14 protein-coding genes are annotated in these 16,893 nt (G+C 64.2%); 11 read left to right on the top strand and 3 right to left on the bottom strand.

The window, feature by feature from the left end:
* Genes dapD through map form a run of 3 tightly spaced genes read right to left on the bottom strand, consistent with a single transcriptional unit; the run spans nt 1 to nt 4,317 of the window.
* Entirely contained in the window at nt 1–828 is an 828-nt protein-coding gene (dapD, locus tag F455_RS0108900; RefSeq protein ID WP_018972937.1) for a 2,3,4,5-tetrahydropyridine-2,6-dicarboxylate N-succinyltransferase, read from the bottom strand.
* Nucleotides 815–3,541 carry a [protein-PII] uridylyltransferase gene (gene glnD, locus F455_RS0108895; RefSeq protein WP_018972936.1) on the bottom strand — a complete coding sequence of 909 codons (2,727 nt, stop codon included), beginning with the start codon at nt 3,539–3,541 and terminating at the stop codon, nt 815–817. The genes dapD and glnD overlap by 14 nt, the downstream gene beginning before the upstream one ends.
* Before the next feature lie 8 nt (nt 3,542–3,549).
* Complete coding sequence (map, locus tag F455_RS0108890) at nt 3,550–4,317, bottom strand: type I methionyl aminopeptidase (RefSeq protein WP_018972935.1); 768 nt, start codon at nt 4,315–4,317, stop codon at nt 3,550–3,552.
* 297 nt (nt 4,318–4,614) lie between these two features.
* On the opposite strand from map, the gene rpsB reads away from it, so the two are divergent.
* The 11 genes from rpsB (at nt 4,615) to bamA (ending at nt 16,806) form a co-directional block, all read left to right on the top strand.
* Nucleotides 4,615–5,562 carry a 30S ribosomal protein S2 gene (rpsB, locus tag F455_RS20300; RefSeq protein ID WP_018972934.1) on the top strand — a complete coding sequence of 316 codons (948 nt, stop codon included), beginning with the start codon at nt 4,615–4,617 and terminating at the stop codon, nt 5,560–5,562.
* 108 nt (nt 5,563–5,670) lie between these two features.
* Complete coding sequence (gene tsf / locus F455_RS0108880) at nt 5,671–6,546, top strand: translation elongation factor Ts (RefSeq protein ID WP_018972933.1); 876 nt, start codon at nt 5,671–5,673, stop codon at nt 6,544–6,546.
* A gap of 230 nt (nt 6,547–6,776) precedes the next feature.
* Complete coding sequence (pyrH, locus tag F455_RS0108875; protein WP_018972932.1) at nt 6,777–7,502, top strand: UMP kinase; 726 nt, start codon at nt 6,777–6,779, stop codon at nt 7,500–7,502.
* 252 nt (nt 7,503–7,754) lie between these two features.
* Nucleotides 7,755–8,111, top strand: coding sequence for a hypothetical protein (locus F455_RS0108870; RefSeq protein WP_018972931.1), 357 nt, complete (start codon nt 7,755–7,757; stop codon nt 8,109–8,111).
* 165 nt (nt 8,112–8,276) lie between these two features.
* Nucleotides 8,277–8,996 (top strand): RNA polymerase sigma factor, encoded by a 720-nt coding sequence (locus F455_RS20295; protein WP_157578555.1) that lies wholly within the window; start codon nt 8,277–8,279, stop codon nt 8,994–8,996.
* A gap of 125 nt (nt 8,997–9,121) precedes the next feature.
* Entirely contained in the window at nt 9,122–9,679 is a 558-nt protein-coding gene (gene frr, locus F455_RS0108860) for a ribosome recycling factor (protein ID WP_018972929.1), read from the top strand.
* Nucleotides 9,680–9,879: 200 nt separating this feature from the next.
* Nucleotides 9,880–10,617 (top strand): polyprenyl diphosphate synthase, encoded by a 738-nt coding sequence (gene uppS, locus F455_RS0108855; RefSeq protein ID WP_033408963.1) that lies wholly within the window; start codon nt 9,880–9,882, stop codon nt 10,615–10,617.
* A gap of 136 nt (nt 10,618–10,753) precedes the next feature.
* Nucleotides 10,754–11,569, top strand: a complete 816-nt coding sequence (locus tag F455_RS0108850; RefSeq protein ID WP_018972927.1) for a phosphatidate cytidylyltransferase — start codon at nt 10,754–10,756, stop codon at nt 11,567–11,569.
* Entirely contained in the window at nt 11,566–12,780 is a 1,215-nt protein-coding gene (locus tag F455_RS0108845) for a 1-deoxy-D-xylulose-5-phosphate reductoisomerase (protein WP_018972926.1), read from the top strand. Before F455_RS0108850 ends, F455_RS0108845 begins: the two co-directional genes overlap by 4 nt.
* A 78-nt stretch (nt 12,781–12,858) precedes the next feature.
* Nucleotides 12,859–14,226 (top strand): RIP metalloprotease RseP, encoded by a 1,368-nt coding sequence (gene rseP / locus F455_RS0108840; RefSeq protein WP_018972925.1) that lies wholly within the window; start codon nt 12,859–12,861, stop codon nt 14,224–14,226.
* Between the two features lie 129 nt (nt 14,227–14,355).
* Complete coding sequence (gene bamA, locus F455_RS0108835) at nt 14,356–16,806, top strand: outer membrane protein assembly factor BamA (RefSeq protein WP_018972924.1); 2,451 nt, start codon at nt 14,356–14,358, stop codon at nt 16,804–16,806.
* Nucleotides 16,807–16,893 lie beyond the last annotated feature (87 nt).

The raw sequence follows: 16,893 nt of genomic DNA, 5'->3' as shown, positions 1-16,893 counted from the left end.
TCAGTCGCCGCTGCGCAACAGCTCGTTGATGGACGTCTTGCTGCGCGTCTTCTCGTCCACCTGCTTGACGATCACCGCGGCGTAGAGGCTGTGGCTGCCGTCTTTCGCCGGCAACGAGCCGGCGACGACGACGCTACCGGCGGGAACGCGGCCATAGCTGACCTCGCCGGTGGCGCGGTTGTAGATACGCGTGGACTGGCCGATGAACACGCCCATGCCTATCACCGAACCCCGCTCGACGACGCAGCCTTCGACAACCTCCGAGCGCGCACCGATGAAACAATCATCCTCGATAATCGTCGGCCCGGCCTGCAGCGGCTCGAGCACGCCGCCGATGCCGACGCCGCCGGACAGGTGCACGTGCTTGCCGATCTGTGCGCACGAGCCGACCGTGGCCCAGGTGTCGACCATCGTGCCTGCACCGACGTAGGCGCCGATGTTGACGAAGCTCGGCATGAGTACGACGTCCTTGGCGATATGCGCGCCGCGGCGTACGACGCTGCCGGGCACGGCACGCGCGCCGAGCGCACGGAATTTTTCCTCATCGTAGCCTTCGAAGCGCAGCGGGACCTTGTCGTAGTACGGCGCCGGCGCGGCATCCATCACCTTGTTGCCGTGGATGCGGAACGACAGCAGCACGGCCTTCTTCAACCACTGGTTGACCTTCCAGCCGCCCTGCCCGTCGGGCTCGGCGACGCGCAGTTCGCCGCTCTCGAGCAGGTCGAGCGCGCGCTTGATCGCAGGACGCAGTGCGGATTCGATTTCGGTAGGTTGCAGATCGGTACGGCGCTCCCACGCCGAGTCGATGGTGTCTTCAAGAGATAACATAGGTCTCCACGGTCTGGGTGTTCGTGACGCTCGGCGCGGCGAGGCGTTCGATGAGCGCCTCGCGCAGCACCTTGCACGCGTCGGCATCGAGCATGCGATTGTATTCGTCGGTGAGCTGAAAGAAATCCTCGACACGCTCGCCGAACGTGGCGATGCGCGCGTCGTGCACGCGCAGCTTGCGCGCACGGAACACCTGCGCCACCGCGGCTAGCAGGCCGGGACGATCCGAGCAAACCAGGGCGAGCTGGGTGCGCGCGCTCTGCGCGTCGTCGCGGAATTCGATGCGCGTGGGGATGTGGAAGTGGCGCAGTCGGCTCAACGGCCGCTGCGCGCCGACCGAAACCGGATACGGATCCTGGCGCAGCGTTTCCTCGAGCGTCGAACGCAGGCGCTGCACGGTGCCCGAGTCGAGCGTGCGCGAATTCGCGTCGAGGACGAGGAAATTGTCCATGCCCATGCCGCTCTTCGAGGTGACGATGCGCGCGTCGAGTACGGACAGGCGCATGCGTTCGAACACGGCGGTCACCGCGGCGAACAGGCCGTCGCGATCCGCCGCGTAGACGAAGACTTCGCTGCCGCCGCGCGGCCCCTGCGGGTCGACGAGCACGAGTGGCGCTTTCGCGTCGCTCGCGTTGGCGATGCCCGCGGTCTGCCACGCGATCAGGCTCGGCTTGAAGCGCAGGAAGGTTTCCTCGGGGAAGTCCGACCAGATGCGTCCGATCGACTGCGCCGACAGGCCGAGTTCGGCCAGCGCCTCGTACGCCTGCGCCTGCGCCTCGCGCACGCGCTCGGGCACGTGCGGCGGCCGCTCGAGGCCGCCACGCAGCGCATAGCGTGCGCTCGTGTAAAGATCGGCGAGCAGCTTGTCCTTCCACGAGTTCCACAGCTTCGCGCTGGTGCCGGCGATGTCGGCACAGGTCAGCAGGTACAGATAATCGAGCCGCTCGGAATCTTCCACCGTGGCGGCGAAACGATGGACGACGTCGGGATCGTTGATGTCCTGGCGCTGCGCGGTCACGCTCATGTGCAGATGCCAGCGCACGAGCCAGGCGACGAGGTCGATGTCGGCCGCGGACAGGCCGAGCGCAGCACCGAACTCGCGCGCATCCTTCTCGCCGAGTTCGGAATGATCGCCGCCACGACCCTTGGCGATGTCATGGAACAGGGCGGCGAGAATCAGGAGTTCCGGCTTGGCCAGGCGCTCGAACAACTGGTGCGCGAGCGCGAATTCGCGGCTCTTGTCCGCGTCGGCGAAGCGCGCGACGTTGCGCAGCACGCGCATCGTGTGCTCGTCTACCGTGTAGACATGGAACAAGTCGTACTGCATGCGCCCGACGACCTTGCCGAACGCAGGCAGGTACTGTGCGAGCACGCCATAGCGGTTCAGGCGGATCAGCGCATCGACTGCCGGCGCGCCCTTGCGCAACAGGCGCGCGAACGCGGCATTGACTCCGTCGTCGAAAGCGAGATCGCGGCCGATCTTGGTCAGTGCCTCGTTGATGCGGCTGACGAGATCGGCGCGCAGGCCCTTGATCTCGGGATGCTCGACCCAGACACGGAACAGGTCGATCAGCGCGGCAGGACGGCGTAGCAACAGGTCGGGCGGATCACAGTCGAGGCGCCCGCCGAGACTGACGAAGTCGATGCTGAGCCGCTGCGGCACGGCCGATGCGGAGTCCGCATCGAGCGCCTCCTCGCAGCGCTGCAGGAACTGCTCGTTGAGCCGTGCGACCACGATCGCGGCGCGAAAGAAGCTTTGCATGAACTGCTCGACGCCGAGGTTGCGCGCATGCTCGTCGGTATAGCCCAGGCGCTCGGCTAGCAGGCGCTGGTAGTCGAACAGCAGACGTTCTTCGGGGCGTCCCGCGGCAAGATGCAGCGCATAGCGGATGTGCTGCAGGCGCGCGCGCGCAGCCTCGACCGCAGCGGCTTCATCCGCGGACAACATGCCGCGCGCGACCAGCGCCTCCAGCGTCGGCGCATCGAACAGGCGCTTGCCGAACCACAGGATCAGCTGCAGTGCGCGCAGGCCGCCTGGGCCGTCCTTCAGATTCGGCTCGAGGTTGTAGGCGGTGTCGTTGAACTTGGCCCGGCGCTGTTCCTCCTCGGCGCGCTTGGCCGCGAAATATTGCGCCGGCGGCCACAGGGTTTCGTCGTGCATCAGGCGCGCGAATTCGTCGGCGAGCGAGGTCGAGCCGAGCAGCAATCGCGCGTCGAGCAGGCTCGTATAGATCACCGCGTCCGTGCCGGCCAGCTCGCGGCATTCGGCCAGCGTGCGCACGGCGTGGCCGGGCTTCAAGCCGATGTCCCACAGGCAGGTGAAGAACGATTCGACCGCGCGCAGGGCCGCCGGCTCCGGTTTCGGCACGCTCAACACGAGCAGGTCGACGTCGGAGTACGGGAACATCTCCTCGCGCCCGAATCCGCCGGCAGCGAATAGCGCGAGCATCTCGCTCTCGCCGACGCAGGCGATCCAGACATGGGCGACGATGCGCTCGACCGCGCGCGAGCGCGCGCGGATCAGCTCGGACGTAGCCGCATCGTAGCGATCGCGATCGATCGCGGCGAACGCCTCGGCGAAACGCCGATCGGTATCGCCGAGCAATTGCCGCAGCGCAAGCCGCGCCTGCTCGGACACGCCCGAGCGCGGCACGCTCTTGGGCAGACGCGGCAAGCTCAAACGAAAATCGAAGTTTGCCGCCGCTTCGGACATGATCCGGCCTAGGCCGCGCGCGGCCAGGGCGTCAGGATCTCGACGCCGTCGTCGGTCACGGTGACCGTGTGCTCCCACTGCGCGGACAGCGAATGGTCGCGCGTGACCACGGTCCAGCCGTCGGGCAGCAGGCGCGTATCGCGCTTGCCCGCGTTGACCATCGGCTCGACCGTGAAGGTCATGCCCTTCTCCAGGCGCAAGCCCTGGCCACGATGGCCATAGTGCAGCACCTGTGGGTCCTCGTGGTAAATCTGGCCGATGCCATGGCCACAGTATTCGCGCACGACCGAGAACCCGGCCGCTTCGACGTGCTTCTGGATCGCATGGCCGATGTCGCCGAGCGTCGCGCCGGGCCGGACCTGGCCGATGCCGAGCATCATCGCCTCGTAGGTCACCGTGCACAGGCGCTGCGCGCGCACGTCGGGCTTGCCGACGTAGTACATGCGGCTCGTGTCACCGTGCCAGCCGTCCTTGATCACGGTGACGTCGATGTTGACGATGTCGCCGTCTTTCAAAACCTTGCCCGGGCTCGGGATGCCGTGGCAGATGACATGGTTGACCGAGGTGCAGATCGTCTTCGGAAAGCCCTTGTAGCCGACGTTGGCCGGGATCGCCTTTTGCACATCGACGATGTAATCGTGGCAAATCCTGTCGAGATCCTCGGTCGTCATGCCCGGTTTGACGTGCGGCACGATCATTTCCAGCACCTCGGCGGCAAGCTTGCCGGCGACGCGCATTTTTTCGATCTGTTCGGGATTTTTGATGGTAACGGGCATGCTTTTCTCGGTCCGGCCCGGGGCTGCTTGTCCCCAAGCGGGTCCACAGGCTATAATTTCAAAGTTTCGCGGGCCGCTGCAAATACAGAAGCCGGCTTTCGAAATGCGGTCGCGGGAGCAAATTCCCAAGTCCGCCGGGCATTCCGCCCAAATCCGCACACGTATCGATACCGTTGTCGGGGTGCTTCGATCCCTTCGGGAAACGAGGTCGCCAACGCTGGATACGTGGAGGTTAAACCCCGGACTCATCGCGCCAACGACAACGCGCGAGGATGTCCATTGCAGTGAGAGTATACAATGCCTCAAGTCACCATGCGCCAGATGCTCGAAGCCGGCGTGCATTTCGGTCATCAGACCCGCTACTGGAACCCCCGCATGGCGCCGTACATCTTCGGCGCGCGCGGCAAGATCCACATCATCAACCTCGAAAAGACCCTGCCGCTGTTCACCGACGCGATGAACTTCCTGTCGGCGATCGCGCAGAAGCGCGGCACCGTGCTGTTCGTCGGCACCAAGCGCTCGGCGCGCGACACGCTCAAGGAAGAAGCCGCGCGTTGCGGCATGCCCTATATCAGCCAACGCTGGCTCGGCGGCATGCTGACCAACTTCCGCACGGTCAAGCAGTCGGTCGGTCGCCTGAAAGAGATCGAGGCGATGTCCGTCGACGGCCGTTTCGAGAAGCTGGTCAAGCACGAAGTGCTCGGCCTGATTCGCGAGAAGGAAAAGCTCGAGAAATCGCTCGGCGGCATCAAGAACATGAACGCCCTGCCCGATGCGCTGTTCGTGATCGACATCGGCCACGAAGACATCGCGATCAAGGAAGCGAAGAAGCTCGGCATTCCGGTCATCGCCGTGGTCGATACCAACTACGACCCGTCGCTGGTCGACTACGCGATCCCGGGCAATGACGACGCGATCCGCGCCGTGCAGCTGTACGCGCGCGCTGCTGCCGATGCGGTGCTCGAAGGCAAGGCCGCTGCGCCGGCCTACGTTGCCGCGGCCAAGGACGAGTTCGTCGAACTCGACGCCGAAGGCAATCCGGTGACGAAGAAGCGCGCTGACGACCGCGACGACCGCCGCAAGCCAGGCCCGCGCAAGCCGGCGCCGAAGAAGGCCCCGGCCGGTCAACGCCGCGGCCCCGCCCCGGCGGCGAAGAAGGCTGGCGACAACGACGCTGCCGGCCTCGCTCGCGCCGAAGCCGAAGTCGCCGAGAACGAAGCGGCCGACAAGGACGCGGCGGTCTGATCCGTCGCGTTGCCTTTCGCTTTCGAAGGCAACGAAACATTCAACTCAGCGTAACGCGCGATCTGCATGATCGCGCGTCCATCTTTTGAATCACGCAAAGAGGTACCCATGGAAATCACCGCAAGCCTGGTCAAGGAACTGCGCGAGCGCACCGGCGCCGGCATGATGGAGTGCAAGAAGGCGCTCACCGAAAACCAAGGCAACATCGACGCCGCGGCCGAGTGGCTGCGCAAGCAGGGCCTGGCCAAAGCCGACAAGAAGGCCAGCCGCGTCGCCGCCGAAGGCCGCATCGCGATGGCGCAGGCCGGCGGCAAGGCCGTGCTCGTCGAAATCAACTCGGAAACCGACTTCGTCGCCAAGGACGCGAACTTCATCGCCTACACCGACGCCGTCGCGCAGGCCGCGCTTGCTTCGGGTGTCGCCGACGCCGAGGCGCTCAAGAGCGTCAAGCTCGCCACGGGCGAGACGGTCGAGGAAGCCCGCGCCGCGCTGATCGCCAAGGTCGGCGAGAACGTGCAGGTGCGTCGCCTCGTACGCATCGACAGCGCGAACAATGTCGGTGCCTATCTGCACGGCGGCCGCATCGGCGTGCTCGCCGAGGTCAAGGGCGGTGACGCCGACTTCGCGCGTGGCGTCGCGATGCACGTCGCCGCGATGAACCCGCCGTACAACAAGGCCGCCGACGTCCCGGCCGACTTCGTCGCCAAGGAAAAGGAAATCGAGCTGGCCAAGATGAGCGAGAAGGACAAGGCCAAGCCGGCCGAGATCCTCGAGAAGATCATCGGCGGCAAGATCGCCAAGATCGTCAACGAAAACACGCTCTACGGCCAGGCCTACGTGCTCGACACCGACAAGAGCGTCGAGGCCGCGGCCAAGGCCGCCGGTGCCGACATCCTCGGCTTCAAGCGCCTCGCCGTCGGCGAAGGCATCGAGAAAGTGGTCGAGGACTACGCGGCTGAAGTTGCGAAGGCGATGCAGGTTTGAACGCCTCGCGTTGAAGAAAAGAAAAACCCGCAGGCCACTGCGGGTTTTTTTATGGCCACCACCCTGCGCACCAAAGCTGACGGGATGCCAAAAATCGCTCCCGGCGATTTTTTGTGACTACCATCCATGGCACTCACCCTGCGGCCATCGCTGACGCGATGTCAAAAATCGCTCCCGGCGATTTTTTCTGCACCGCGATATAATTTCACAAATCACGACGAGATCCGCCCATGCCCGCCGAGACGAAATACAAGCGCATCCTGTTGAAACTTTCTGGCGAAGCGTTGATGGGCGATTCCGACTACGGCATCGATCCGAAGGTGATCTACCGCCTCGCGCGCGAGACGATCGAGGTGGAACGCGCCGGCGTGCAGGTCGGCATGGTCATCGGCGGCGGCAACATCTTCCGCGGTGAAGGCCTCGCTGCAGCCGGCATGGATCGCGTCACCGGCGACCACATGGGCATGCTCGCCACCGTGATCAACGCGCTCGCGATGCAGGACGCGATCGAGAGATCGGGCGGCGAAGCGCGCGTGATGAGCGCGATCAAGATCAACGAGGTCTGCGAAGACTTCATCCGCCGGCGCGCGATCCGCCACCTCGAGAAGGGCCGCATCACGATCTTCGCCGCCGGCACCGGCAACCCGTTCTTCACCACCGATTCGGCCGCCGCGCTGCGCGCGATCGAGATCGGCGCCGGCCTCGTACTCAAGGCGACCAAGGTCGACGGTATCTACACCGCCGATCCGAAGAAGGACGCCACCGCGACTCGTTACGATCGTCTGACCTACGACCAGGTGATCGAACGCAAGCTCGCGGTGATGGACACCGCAGCGATCGCACTTTGCCGCGACAACAAACTGCCGCTGCGTATCTACGACATGGGCCGCGAGGGCGACCTCATGCGCATCATGCGCGGCGAAGCCGTCGGCACGCTGGTCGACACCGGCAAGTAATCCGCTCTCGATGGTCGTTCCCGCAGCGCATGTGCAAGGCATGCGCGCTTGCCTGTGCGCGTCTTTTTTTCGCGCTTCGCCGACCCGGCTGTAATCGCGCCGGCCGATTCCCGCAATGATGGTCGAAGGCAAAAACTTCGGCCGGCGCACGATGCGAAGGCCCAAGCGTCAGGGAACGGATGCGGTCAAGGGAAGGACCGCATCCGTGTTTCGGAACGTATTTTCGTCCATCCATCACATCGAGGAAACATCATGAAAACTCTTCTGCTCAACATCGCAATCGCGCTTTCCGCAACAGCCGGCATCGCCCAGGCGGAACCGCAATCGTCCCTTCCGTCGGTCGTCGTGCATTCGGAGCGTTCGTCCGCCAAAGCTCCGCGCAGCGGCTATACGCTCGACTGCACGCCGCCGAACTCGGCCGTCGAATGCACGGCCTTCCACAAGGAAATCCGCCGCAATTTCACGATGAGCGAAATAGGCATGCTGTTCGGTGCGGCGACCACCTCGCTTCAGTACGCCACCTCGTACGACAAGGTCGCGCGCCGCTACGACTCGTTTGCACGCACCTACGACGAGCAGCACCTGACGGCGTTCGCATCGACGAAATGAGTCGCACACGCGATTCCATCTTGTGTGAAGTTCGCCCCGCCGATGCGGGGCGACTTTTTTCCGAGACCGCCTTTTACTCTGCACCGCGATTGCGCGTAAGCGGATCGCTTGATCGTGAAGCGTTTGTGGCAGACTGTAGCCGCGTCAACTAGGGGAGACGTGTCGATGGCCCGGTTCGATACGACGCATTGGAGCGTGGTGCTGCGCTCGCGCGGCGAACAAGCCGAGGCGCGCGTGGCGCTGGAATCGCTATGCCGCACCTACCGTCCACCCGTGCTCGCCTACATTCGCGCCCGCGGCCACGCGTCAGACGTCGCCGAGGATCTCGCCCAGGGCTTCTTCACCCGCTTCATCGAGCGCGCCGTGCATGCACAGGCCGACCCTGCGCGCGGCCGCTTCCGCTCCTTCCTGCTGACCGCGCTCAAGCATTTCCTCGACGATGAAAGCGACCGCCAACGCGCGCTCAAACGCGGCGGCGCCGTCCGCCATGCCGCACTCGACGATCTCGATACCGGCGACCCGCTCGGCGACACGCAACAGCCCACCACGCCCGAACAGGTTTTCGAGCGCAGCTGGGCGCAAGCCGTTCTGCACGCCGCCATTCGCCGACTGCGCGCCGAGACGGCCGCGGCGGGCAAAGAAGATCTGTTCGACGCCGTCAGCGAATTCCTGATCGAACGCCCCAGCGAAGACGACTACGCGCGCCTCGCGGAGACGCTGCAGATGAAACGTGGCACCCTCGCGGTCGCGGTGCACCGCTTGCGCGCACGCCTGCAAGCCTGTGTGCGCGAAGAACTTGCAGAGACGACCAACGACCTGATCTCGCTTGACCACGAAATCGATCACGTGCACAAGACGCTGCCGGGACTGCTTCCATCCGAATGACTTCGGCGCAGCCCGTCCTCCTCGCAGCCACGGCCGACACCGTTGCCTGACGCTGCCGGAGCCGCGAGATCACCCGCGGGCGGGCTGATATACTCCGCAGCCTTTCCAACACCACGGAGCCCGCCATGCTCAACAACATCAAAACCGACGCGCAGACGCGCATGGCCAAGAGCGTGGACGCGCTCAAGCACGAGTTGACGCGCCTGCGCACCGGTCGCGCGAGCACGGCGCTGGTCGATCATCTCAAGGTCAACTACTACGGTTCCGACGTGCCGATCGGCCAGGTGGCCAACATCGCCGTCGCCGACGCGCGCTCGCTGACGATCACGCCGTGGGAGAAGCCCATGGTGCAGGCCGTCGAAAAGGCGATCATCGCCGCCAACCTCGGCTTCACCCCGACCACCGCCGGCACGGTGATCCGCATCAACATCCCGCCGCTCACCCAGGAGCGCCGCAAGGAATTGTCCAAGCACGTTTCGCACGAAGGCGAGAACGCGAAGATCGCGATCCGCAACGTGCGCCGCGACGCGCTGCACCAGATCAAGGAACTGCTCAAGGACAAGAAGATCACCGAGGACGAAGAGCGCAAGGCCGAGGACGACATGCAGAAGCTCACCGACAAGTTCGTCAAGGACGTCGACGGCGTGGTCAAATCGAAAGAAGACGAATTGATGGCGATGTAAAAAACAAAGAAGAGACGCAATACCTCACGTTTTTTCTTTTCCGCTTTTGATCCCCGGGTCCCCGTTTGCCGCGACGAGGGCATGACGGAAATGCCCGAAAGGTCGCGCGCACGATGCGCGCGAGTTCGTTGCACGCATCACGGACGTGCGTTCAACGAACCCCGGCATCCATGCCGGAATGACGAGCAAGACACTACAAAGTGGAAAACTCCACAAATAAACTCCCGCGCCATATCGCCATCGTCATGGACGGCAACGGCCGCTGGGCCAAACAGCGCCATCGGCCGCGCACGTTCGGTCACCGTGCCGGGCAGAAGGCGGTGCGTGCGATCATCGAGGCCTGCCTGCGCCGCGGCATCGAGGCGCTGACCCTTTTCGCGTTCTCCTCGGAGAACTGGAAACGGCCGCAGGATGAGGTCGGCGCGCTCATGGAACTGTTCCTCAAGGCGCTCGACCGAGAGGTCAACGAACTGCATGGCTACGGCGTACGCATCCGCTTCGTCGGCGAGTTGGCCGCGTTCGCGCCAGCGCTGCGCGAGCGCATGTACGCGGCGATGGAAAAGACTGCCGGCAACGCCAAGCTCGCGCTCAACATCGCGGTCAACTACGGCGGCCGCTGGGACATCGCGCAAGCCGCGCGCCAAGCCGCGCAAGCTGCCGTCCGCGGAGAAATCGATGCGACGCAGATCGACGAGGCGCGTCTGGCTGGATATTTCTCGCTGGCGGACCTGCCGCCGCTGGACTTGTTCATCCGCACCGGCGGCGAGAAACGCGTGAGCAATTTCCTGCTCTGGCAGCTCGCCTACGCCGAACTTGTCTTTTCCGAAACGCTCTGGCCGGACTTCGACGCAGCCCACCTCGATGCCGCGATCGCCGATTTCGCCGGACGCGAGCGCCGATATGGTAAAACGAGCGCCCAGGTCGGGGGCGGAACATGATCGCGAAGTTGCAATCTGATTTGAAAAGTGCGGCCAACGATGGCCGCTTCGTGATTTTCGCAATCAGGGACGACTGCAGAGACAAATCCGGCCAAGGATGGCCGCTTTGTGATCTTCGCAATCAGGGACGGTTGCTATGAAACAACGTGTCATTACCGCGCTGCTGATCACGCCGTTCGCGATCGCGTTGTTCCTGTTCGTACCAACACCGGCGTTCGTTGCGGTGATCGGGACGATCTGCGGCATCGGCATGTGGGAATGGACGCGTCTTTCCGGCATGCAAGCGCGGCCATGGCGCGCGGGCGCGGTCGCGCTCGGCGTCGGCGCGATGCTGGCGTTGTATTTCACCTCGAACGTCATGCTGTGGTGGTCGTTCATCATCCTCGGCAGCCTCGCCTGGATAGGCGCGATCTTCTGGCTGCGCGATTTCTCTTACGCCGCATCGCCGACGCGTGAGCACACCGCGGTGAAACTTGCCGCTGGCGCGCTCGCGATCCTACCCGCATTCGCCGGCCTGATGCGCATCCACCAGACTCAGGCGATACCGCACACCTGGGCGCTCTACGCGATGCTGCTGGTCTGGTCGGCAGACACGTTCGCCTACTTCGCCGGCAGCCGCTGGGGCAAGGTCAAGCTCGCACCGCAGATCAGTCCGGGCAAGACTCGCGAAGGGCTGTATGGCGCGCTGATCGGCTCCGGCATCGTCGCCGCGATCGGCGGCTGGCTGCTCGACGTGCGCGGCGTGACCCTCGCGTTGCTCGTCGTGGTCGCCCTGATCAGCGTCGCGTTTTCGGTCGTCGGTGACCTGTTCGAGAGCTTGATCAAGCGCCATGCCGGAGTGAAGGATTCGGGCAACCTGTTCCCGGGTCACGGCGGCGTCTGCGACCGCCTCGACGGCGTATTTGCTGCGCTGCCCTTCTTTGCCTTGGGCAAAGCGCTGCTCGGACTATGAGAAACGTCGCGATCCTCGGCGCCACCGGCTCGATCGGTGCGAGCGCGCTCGACGTGATCGCGCGCCACCCGGACCGGTTTCGCGCAAGCGTGCTCGCCGCGCACCGCAAGGTCGACGAACTCGTCGCGCTGTGCCTGCGCTTCAAACCTGATCTCGCGGTCATCGCCGACGCCGCGCTCGAGACCTCGCTGCGCGACAAACTCGCCGCAGCCGGGCTTGCGACACGTGCCGCCGCCGGAGCGCGCGCGCTCAACGATGCCGTGTCGGGTGAGCTGTGCGACAGCGTCGTCGCCGCGATCGTCGGCGCCGCCGGGCTTGAGTCGACGCTTGCCGCCGCACGTGCCGGCAAGCGCCTGCTGCTCGCCAACAAGGAATCGGTGGTCATGGCCGGCCCGCTGCTGCTCGATGCGGTAAGCGCGGGCGGCGGCGAGCTGATCCCGGTCGATTCCGAGCACAACGCGATTTTTCAGTGTTTGCCCCATCAACCGAGGGCGGTTGATGTCGAACGCCTGCCGGGCGGCAGACCCGATCTCGCCGCCGCCGGCGTGCGCCGGATTCTGCTCACGGCCTCGGGCGGTCCGTTCCGCGGGCGCAAGCGCGCAGACCTCGCCGCGGTCACGCCCGACCAGGCTTGCGCGCATCCGAAATGGAGCATGGGCCGCAAGATCTCGGTCGACTCGGCGACGCTGATGAACAAGGGCCTCGAGGTGATCGAGGCGCACTGGCTGTTCGGCGCGGCGCCGGCGCAGATTGAGGTGGTCGTGCATCCGCAAAGCCTCGTGCATTCGCTGGTCGAGTACGCCGACGGCTCGGTGCTCGCGCAGCTCGGCAACCCGGATATGCGCACCGCGCTCGCGCACGCGTTCGCGTGGCCTGAGCGGATCGACGCAGGCGTGGCGCCGCTCGACCTGGTCAAATCCGGCGCGCTGCAGTTCGAGGCGCCCGATCGTGACACGTTCCGCTGCCTCGACCTCGCCTACCGCGCCTTGGCCGCAGGCGGCACGGCACCGACCGTGCTCAACGCGGCCAATGAGGTCGCCGTCGGTGCGTTCCTGGAGGGCAACCTGCCGTTCCTCGCCATCGCGGAGTTGATCGAGGCCACTCTCGACGCAATATCGGCTGAACCGGTGGCCGACGTCGAACACCTCGTTCACGTGGATTTAACGGCACGCCAGACGGCGCAACGTAAGATGCGACAAGGCTTTTGCTGATTTCTTCTCCTTCTCGCCTAGGGAAGGAAAGCAAGCATTTTTCCATTCCGAACCCCACCGCGATTTCCGATTTTCTCCATGCAAGAATTCTTCGGTTCCATCTTCTGGCTCGCCGTCACCCTCGGCGTGCTGGTCACCTTCCACGAATTCGGCCACTACTGGGTGGCGCGACGCTGCGGCGTGCGCGTGCTGCGCTTCTCGATCGGCTTCGGCAAGCCGATCGCCTCGTTCTGGCGGGACGGCACCGAGTGGGCAATCGGTGCGATTCCGCTCGGCGGCTACGTCAAGTTCCTCGACCAGCGCGAGGCCGACGACCCGATCGCCGCGGCGCGCGAACCGGGCGAGTTCCATTCGAAGCCGCCGTGGCAGCGCATCGCCATCGCCGCGGCCGGGCCGGTGTTCAACATCCTGTTCACCCTCGTCGCATTCTGGGCGATGTTCGTGATCGGCCGGCCGGACTACCAGCCCGTCATCGGCACGCCCAAGGGCCTGGCCGCGGAAGCCGGCCTCAGCGCGGGCGACCGCATCGTCTCGGTCGGCGGCGAGAAGATCGACTCGATGAGCAATGCGATCCAGGCCATCTTCGAGGCGGCCGCGCTGCACCGAGACACGGCCGTCGAGGTAACCGACGCGAACGGCCAGGCACGCAGCACCGTGCTGGCACTGAGCAAACTGCCGCCCGGCGCACCAGACAACCGCGCCGCGGTCGACGCGATCGGCATCTACGCCAAGCCTACGCCGCCGATCGTCGCCAGCGTGAGTGCGGGACAGCCGGCCGAACGTGCCGGCATGCACGCCGGCGACCGCATCGTGCAGGTCAACGGCATCGCGACCGCCGATACCGAACGCTTTGCTTCGATACTGGCCGATGAAACGGCCAAGTCTGCCGACCTCGAATTTCTCGTCGAGCGCGATGGCCAGCGCATTGCGTTGCATGTCGTCGCAGAAAAAAGCCTCGTCGACGGCAAGGAGAAGACCAAGATCGGCATCGGCTATGGCCCGGCCCCGGCAACCAAGGACGCGCTCGAGCACTTCGGCCCGCTCGCCGCCGTGCCCGCGGCGTTCGCCGAGACCTGGAAGCAAGCCGCCTCGATGCTCGGCATGATCAAGAGCATGGTGGTCGGCGAGGCCTCGGTGAAGAACCTGTCCAGCGTCATTTCGATCGCCCAGGTCGCCAACGCGTCGGCCAACCAGGGCGTGGCCTGGTTCTTGTCGTTCCTCGCGGTCATCAGCCTGAGCCTCGGCATCCTCAACCTGTTACCGATCCCGATTCTCGACGGCGGCCACATCCTGTTCACCCTGGTCGAATGGGTGAAAGGTGGCCCGGTCAGCGAACGTACACTGATCGCCGGCCAGTATGTCGGCCTCGCTTTGCTGATGAGCCTGATGAGTCTGGCGTTCTACAACGACATTGCGCGCAATCTCGCGCAGGTGTTCGGCTCGTAGGTCCATCGGCAGCGCGGACACGGAAATGGGCCCCGATTGACGACGGTATAGGTAGGTTGCCGTTGTTTTCGCCCTCAGGGCTGCCTTTTCCACTAAACTTGTCTTTTGATTTTGTCTCCGGAAGTGACGATGAAGCGTATCGCCGCCCTAGTTTTGTTTGCCTGCCTTACCGCCAAAGCGCACGCCATCGACCCTTTCGTCGCTTCCGACATCCGCATTGACGGATTGCAGCGCATTTCCGCCGGCACTGTATTCACCTACCTGCCGGTCGAAAAAGGCGACACCGTAACCACCGAACGCGCCCAGCAGGCCGTGCGTGCTCTGTACAAGACCGGCTTCTTCACCGACGTCCAGCTCGGCCGCCAGGGCAACATCCTCGTCATCTCGGTCAAGGAGCGCCCGGCGATCTCGAAGATCCAGCTCAAGGGCAACAAGGACCTCAAGGAAGAAGATCTGCTCAAGGGCCTCAAGGACATCGGTCTGTCCGAGGGCGAGCCGTTCGACCGCCTCTCGCTCGACCGCGTGACCCAGGAACTGACGCGTCAGTACTACAACCGCGGCAAGTACAACGTCACGATCAAACCGACCGTGATCAACCTCGATCGCAACCGCGTCGAGCTCTCGATCAACATCGCCGAGGGCAAGGTCGCCAAGATCAAGAACATCGAGTTGGTCGGCAACAAGACCTATCCGAGCAACGAGATTCGCGGCGATTTCGAATCCGACACGACCAACTGGACCTCGTGGTACTCGCGCGACGACCAGTATTCGCGCGAAAAACTGACCGGCGACCTCGAAAAGCTGCAGTCGTACTATCTCGACCGCGGCTACCTCGACTACAACCTCGATTCGACCGAGGTCTCGATCAGCCCGGACAAGCGCGACATGTACCTGACCGCGTCGATGACCGAAGGCCAGGTGTACAAGATCTCCGACGTGCAGTTGTCCGGCACCCTCGTCGTCAGCGAGGACGAGATGCGTAAGTTCATCGACTTCAAGCCTGGCGAGGTGTTCTCGCGGCAGAAGGTGCAGAAAGCCTCCGAACAGATGACCGCGGTGCTCGCCAACATCGGCTATGCCTTCGCTCAGGTCACGCCGATCCCGACGCCGGACAAGGAAAAACTCACCGTCGGCATCAACTTCTTCATCAACCCGGGCAAGCGTGTCTACGTGCGCCGCATCGAATTCGCCGGCAACGGCCGTACCGAGGACGAGGTGATGCGTCGCGAGATGCGCCAGCTCGAAGGCGCCTGGTATTCGCAGGCCGCAATCGATCGCTCGAAGGTGCGCCTGCAGCGCCTGGGTTACTTCAAGAAGGTCGACATTTCCACGCCGCGCGTGCCGGGCACCGACGACCAGATCGATATCAAGGTCAAGGTCGAGGAGACCAACTCGGGCAGCTTCACCTTCGGCGTCGGCTATTCACAGCTCGACAAGCTGATCCTCTCGATCTCAGTGTCCGAGAACAACTTCCTCGGCTCTGGCGACTCGGCCGGCGTCAGCGCGTCGAAGAGCTACTATCAGCAGTCGTTCGGCGTGAACTACTTCCAGCCCTACCTGACCGACAGCGGCATCGGCCTGGGCTACAGCGCGCGCTACACCAAGAGCGACTACGGCAACGCGAATATCGCGAACTACACGAACGACACGGCCTCGCTCTCGGCCAACAGCGCGGTGCCGATCGGCGAGAACGACGCCATCAGCGTCTCGCTTGGCGTGAGCAAGACCAAGATCCGCACCTTCTACGACAGCTTCCTCATCGCCAAGGACGCAAACGGCGCGCCGATCTACGACGCGAACGGCAATCCGGTCTACCAGACCGATCCCGATGGCAACAACATTCTCTACCGCAACTATTACTCGCCCGTTGAGATCATCAATTATCTCAACGCGATCGGGCATTACACGTTCCACCAGTTGAGCTGGTCGGCGCAGTGGACCCACGATACGCGCAACAAGTACTTCAACCCGACCCACGGCTCGGTACAGTCGCTCGGCATCGAGGTCGCGTTGCCCGGCTCGACCGCGGAATACTGGCGCATCAACTACCGCTACCAGCAGTATTTCCCGATCACGCATGGCTTCGTGCTCGAAGGCTCCGTCAACATCGGCTACGGCGAAGCCTACGGCAAGTACTCGGATCTCGGCCTGCCGTTCTTTGCCAACTACTACGCCGGCGGCGTCTCCGACGTGCGCAACTTCCGCGACAACACACTCGGCTCGACTGCGACGCGCACCCTGTACCAGGGTTGCACCTCGTTCACCCAGGCCGACTACTGCCTGCAGCCACTCGGCGGCGCGTTCAAGACGACCGGCTCGCTGGAATTGATCATCCCGCTGCCGTTCATCAAGGACGAGACCTCCACGCGCCTGTCCTGGTACGTCGACGCCGGCAACGTCTACAAGAATTTCAGCGACTTCTCCTGGTCCGGCAACGACGGTCTGCGCGCCTCGACAGGCTTGTCCCTGCATTGGCAGGCGCCGGTCGGCCCGATCGTGATCAACCTCGGCCGTCCGATCATCAAGAAGCCTGGCGATATCTCCGAGACCCTGCAATTCAACTTCGGCGGTACGTTCTAGAAACGCCGCCCGCAAAGTGGCAGCGCCCGCATCGCGGGCGCGCGCACGCCATCCGATCCGGCAACCACGGAAAACACCCTGCCTTGC

Source organism: Rudaea cellulosilytica DSM 22992, from assembly GCF_000378125.1.
Classification (GTDB): domain Bacteria; phylum Pseudomonadota; class Gammaproteobacteria; order Xanthomonadales; family Rhodanobacteraceae; genus Rudaea; species Rudaea cellulosilytica.
This window is presented reverse-complemented; position numbering and strand designations above follow the sequence as displayed.